The sequence below is a fragment of the Capnocytophaga sp. oral taxon 329 str. F0087 genome, assembly GCF_000213295.2.
GTDB lineage: Bacteria > Bacteroidota > Bacteroidia > Flavobacteriales > Flavobacteriaceae > Capnocytophaga > Capnocytophaga leadbetteri_A.
Genome location: NZ_KN390051.1, coordinates 1,155 through 6,204 on the forward strand (window position 1 = coordinate 1,155; position 5,050 = coordinate 6,204).

General features: G+C 36.6%; 4 protein-coding genes and 2 pseudogenes. 5 read left to right on the forward strand and 1 reads right to left on the reverse strand.

Annotated features, from left to right (window positions below; translation table 11 throughout):
* The 4 genes and pseudogenes from HMPREF9074_RS10510 to murI form a co-directional block, all read left to right on the forward strand.
* Positions 1-897, forward strand: a pseudogene (locus HMPREF9074_RS10510) (BamA/TamA family outer membrane protein); the annotation flags it as partial.
* Positions 898-917: 20 nt separating this feature from the next.
* Complete coding sequence (locus HMPREF9074_RS10515; protein ID WP_009389239.1) at positions 918-1,901, forward strand: OmpH family outer membrane protein; 984 nt, start codon at positions 918-920, stop codon at positions 1,899-1,901.
* A 30-nt stretch (positions 1,902-1,931) separates the two neighbouring features.
* On the forward strand, positions 1,932-2,465 hold the full coding sequence (locus tag HMPREF9074_RS10520) for an OmpH/Skp family outer membrane protein (RefSeq protein ID WP_009389240.1): 534 nt from the start codon (positions 1,932-1,934) through the stop codon (positions 2,463-2,465).
* An 84-nt stretch (positions 2,466-2,549) separates the two neighbouring features.
* Positions 2,550-3,368, forward strand: coding sequence for a glutamate racemase (murI, locus tag HMPREF9074_RS10525; protein ID WP_009389241.1), 819 nt, complete (start codon positions 2,550-2,552; stop codon positions 3,366-3,368).
* A gap of 33 nt (positions 3,369-3,401) precedes the next feature.
* Here murI and HMPREF9074_RS10530 read toward each other — a convergent pair whose 3' ends face one another.
* Positions 3,402-4,373: a lytic transglycosylase domain-containing protein gene (locus tag HMPREF9074_RS10530; protein ID WP_009389243.1), complete on the reverse strand. Its 972-nt coding sequence runs from the start codon at positions 4,371-4,373 to the stop codon at positions 3,402-3,404.
* 122 nt (positions 4,374-4,495) lie between these two features.
* Between HMPREF9074_RS10530 and HMPREF9074_RS10535 the strand changes: the two are divergent.
* Positions 4,496-5,050: pseudogene (locus HMPREF9074_RS10535) on the forward strand (M1 family peptidase); the annotation flags it as partial.

Genomic DNA, 5,050 nt, shown 5'->3' on the forward strand with positions numbered 1-5,050 from the left:
CGTGTATATATAACAGGTGTGAGTGTAGGTTTAGCAAAACGCTTACGTGTGCCTGATGATTATTTCCAAATTGCACATAACCTAAGTTATCAGCATTACGACTTACAAGATTATAGCAACTTTGGTGTGTTTACATTTAAAGATGGTCGTTCTAATTCATTTGCTTACACAATTTCTCTATCAAGAAATTCGAGTGGTCCTAACCCTATTTATCCGATGTCGGGTAGTAGCTTTACTATCAGTGCTAAGTTGACACCTCCTTATTCTCTCTTTAATGGAGTAGATTATGGAAAATTATTAGAAGAACGCGCAGAAGCAATAGCAGATAATGATTCGGATAAATTGTCATTAGTAGATCAGAAGCGATTCCGCTGGTTAGAATTTTACAAACTGAAGTTTTCATCAGCTTGGTATACCAATTTATATAGTAAATTTGTATTAAAATTTGGAGCAGACTTTGGTTACTTAGGAGCGTATAACAGCAAACGTGGTGTAGTGCCTTTTGAACGATTCTTTATGGGGGGGGATGGATTAGGCTACTACAATATGGATAGCCGTGAGAATATACAAATGCGAGGTTATGAAAACTACGCCCTTTCGTCAGATGACGGAGAAACCGTATATAACAAATACTCTTTGGAGTTGCGTTATCCTATCACTCTTAAGCCTATGGCATCAATTTACGGTTTGCTATTTGCTGAAGGAGGTAATGTATACAATGGCTTAGGCAACTTTAATCCTTTCCAGATAAAACGTTCAGCAGGTTTAGGACTCAGACTCTTTATGCCACAGTTTGGTATGTTGGGTATTGATTTTGGTTATGGTTTTGACAATCCAGCAAATGCTAATACACGCAGCGGTTGGCAAACACACTTTATTTTTGGTCAGCAATTCTAATTTTTGGCACGATATTTTCTATGAAAAAGTTACGAACACTAATTTTGCTACTACTTGCAACTATGAGTTTGTCATATTCGCAAAAGCCCTCACGAATAGGCTATGTGGATATGGATTACATACTTTCGCACTTAGAAGATTACAAAGTAGCGAGTGAGCAATTTGCGCTTCAGGTAGCACAGTGGGAGGCAGAAATAGAAAAACGTCAGGCCAAAATAGACGCAGAAGAAAAGCAATTGGAAGCTGAGCGAGCACTGCTGACGCCTGAACTTATTAAAGATAAGGAAGAAGAGATAGCCTTGCTAAAGCATAACCTAAACGCTTATAAAGAACAAAAGTTTAATGCTGAAAAAGGTGAATACATATCGCAGAAGTTTATGCTAGCAAAGCCTATACAAGACCAAGTTTTTAACATAGTGCAAGAGATAGGCAAGATGCGCAAGTATGACTTTATATTTGAGAAAACTGATGCTACAATGCTTTTTTCGAACGAGCAGCATAACTTGAGCAAGGTAGTACTACGTGCTCTGAAGAAAAAAGATAATGCAGATGATCGGAATAAAGATATGGCAGAACTGCTAAAAGAAAGTTATGATTTTGAGTTCGTAGAAGAACGAGTGAAAAAACGTAAGGAAGCAGAGAAAGCCCGTGAGGAACGCCGTGTGCAGTATGAACAAGAGCGCCTCCGCAAGACAGAAGAAATGAAACAGCAGCGCGAGAACCTAAAAGCACAACGAGAAAAAGAGCAAGCTGAGCGCCAACAAAAATTGCAACAAGAACGTGAAGCTCTGAAAGCGCAACGCGAAAAGGAATTGGCAGAACGCCAACAAAAGTTACAACAAGAACGCGAGACTCTGAAAGCACAACGTGAAAAGGAATTAGCAGAGCGCCAACAAAAATTGCAACAAGAGCGTGAAGCACAGAAAGCACAACGCGAAAAGGAACAAGCTGAAAGAGTGAAAAAACAAATGGAGGCAAAGACACAAACACCTACAACAAAATAGTAAAAACTTAATAACTAATATATTAAAACGATGATGAGAAACATTAGAACGCTGATGGTAGCAATAGCCTTATTTTTTGGGGCTACGACTATGCTAACTGCCCAAGTAAAAATAGCTCATATTGATGTGCAAAAACTCTTGGAAGAAATGCCTGAAAGAAAATCAATAGAAGCTCAATTGAAGAAATTAGAGCAAGGCTATACAGCCGATATTCAGGCAGCTATAAAAGAACTACAGGCCAGAGCTGATAAATATCAGAAAGAAGCAGCAGCACTTACAGAGGCACAATTGAAAGCACGTGAGACAGAATTTCTGAAAAAATCAGAAGAAATTCAGACAATGGAAAACAACATTCGTCAGTCTCAGCAAACAGCTGCTCAAAACTTGCAAAAGAAGCAACAAGAGTTAGTAGAACCTTTGCTTAAGAAAGTAAAAAGCTCTATTGAAAAAGTGGCTAAAGCAAAAGGAGTACAATATGTGTTAGACTCAAGTGCAGGTTCAAGTGTGATAGTAGCTTCAGGAGAAGACCTATACAGTAGTGTAAAGAAAGATTTAGGATTTTAAGAATAGGAATAAAATTTTTAGAAAAAGTGTTCATTCTTTGAACACTTTTTTTTATTTTTGCAGTTCCAAAACTACTTTTCAACAATGAAAAATGCTGAGCTTTTGACGGCACCTATAGGTTTATTTGATTCGGGCGTAGGTGGTACTACTATCTGGAAAGAGATTAATGCTTTGATGCCTAATGAAAATACACTTTTTTTAGCAGATAATAAAAATGCTCCTTATGGAGAGAAAACTAAAGAGGAAATAATAGCTCTATGTGATGCTAATACTCAATTTTTGCTCAATCATAACGCAAAAATAATAGTAGTAGCTTGCAATACAGGTACTACTAATGCGATAGCTTATCTTAGAGATAAATATAAACAGGTACCTTTTATAGGTATTGAACCAGCTATTAAGCCTGCAGGTTTGCAGAGTATTACTAAAAAAATAGGAGTATTGGCTACTCGTCGTACCCTCACAAGCGACCTTTTTGCTAAAACAAGTGAGCACTTAAAGCAAGAAGAGAAAATAGAAATTATAGAGCAGGTAGGAGAGGGGTTAGTAGACCTTATAGAAGCAGGACAGATGGAAAGTGCTAAAATGACAGCACTACTACAGAAATACCTACAACCAATGGTAGCAGAAGGTATAGACTACCTTGTGTTAGGATGTACACACTACCCTTACCTGCTGCCTCAGATACAACGATTTATTCCTGTTTCTATCAAAGTGATTGACTCAGGTTATGCTGTAGCACGGCAGACACGCAATATACTTGCTCAATATCACTTGCTAAATGAAAAGCAGGATTATGTAGCGACTCATAAGTGGGTAACCAATGGTAATCTGGAGATATTGAAACAGTTTGCAGCATATAAAGACGAAAAAAAACACTCTATCGAAGTTTTAAAAATTTGATAGAGTGTAAGATAAAAAAAAGATTATATTGCTTTATTTTTTAGGGATTTTGATGTAATAGGTTTTACCTTCTTTGTTGTCAAGCTTTCTGTCGCGTAACCAAGGGTTATATATCTTCAAATCCTTGTAAGTTATATTATATGTTTTTGCAAAATCAGTTAGATTTTCAATAGTAGAGTCTATCATAACATTATAAGTAGGTAGTTCATTGTATAGGTGCTTCTTCTCAAAGATAAAACCATACTTTTTAGGGTGTTTCATAATTTCTTTTACTGCTAAAATACGAAATACATAGCGAGAAGTTTCAGTATTTAGCCATAAGTCATAATAATTATTAGTCTGCTGAAAAGAGGTTTGTTTGTTCATACCAGCTATACCAGCGTTATAAGCTGCAGCTGCCATCGTCCAACTTCCAGTGCTACGTTTTGCTTTTTTGAAATAGTCGCAAGCAGCTTGGGTTGCTTTTTCTATATGGTAACGTTCATCTACTTGGTCGGTTACTTCTAAACCGTACTCTTGGGCGGCTGCTTTCATAAATTGCCAAAAGCCACTAGCTCCAGAGGGTGAAACAGCATTGGTTAGTCCACTCTCAATAATAGCTAAATACTTAAAATCATCGGGGATGTTATTGCGTTTGAGGATAGGTTCGATAATAGGAAAATACTTATTAGCTCGTTTTAGAAGTAGCAATCCATTAGACTGCCAATAAGTATTGACAAGGAACTCTCTATCTAATCGTTCGTAAACATCAGGGTCTTCAATGGGAACTCTTTCACCAGCGAAATCTAAATTCTCGGGTAAATCAATGGCATAGACTTTGTAACTGCTAAATGTCTCTTCACTCATAGGAGACACCTCACTATCGGGGAAAGTAGTAGCTACCTCGGCTTCTGCTTGTTCGTAAATGTTGCGTTCTTCTTTTTTCACAGACATAGCATTGACAAGAAAGCCAGAAGTAAGTATAACTCCACCGCCCATTAATAGATGTTGTATTGAAAGTTTCATTTTTATTATTGTTTATTGCTGCAAAGATAATAAAAAAAATTGAGTAGCAAATTTTCTTTTTTTGTTCTTATTTTTTTACTACTTTTGCACTCTCAAAATTTATATTTTTTTAACTCTTACTTATGAAAAGAATTATTTTATCTGTTATCGCCTTTTTACTTGTGGGCTATGCATTTTCGCAAACAGATACTTCGGGCAGAACCCTTTATCGCGCTACTGCTGAAAAGAAAACAGCATTGAAGCATACTAAACTAAAGGTGAGTTTTAATTTTGATAATCAGACACTTAATGGGGAAGAATGGCTGACTGCCGCTCCTTATTTTTATCCGACAGATAGTTTGATTCTCAATGCTAAATCGATGTTGATACACACTGTAGCAATAGATAATAAAGGCAAACAGCAGCCTCTTACTTATCAGTATAAAGAAGATTTGCTGAAAATAAAATTAGATAAAACTTATCAGAAAGATGAGGATTATACTATCTACATTAAATATACAGCACAGCCTGAAAAAGTACTTGATAAGGGCTCTCTTGCAATAACAGATACTAAAGGATTGTATTTTATTAATCCAAAAGGAGAAGCTGATAAGCCAATGCGTCAGATATGGACACAAGGAGAGAGTGAAGCTTCTTCTTGTTGGTTTCCAACTATAGACCGTCCTAACCAGAAGACT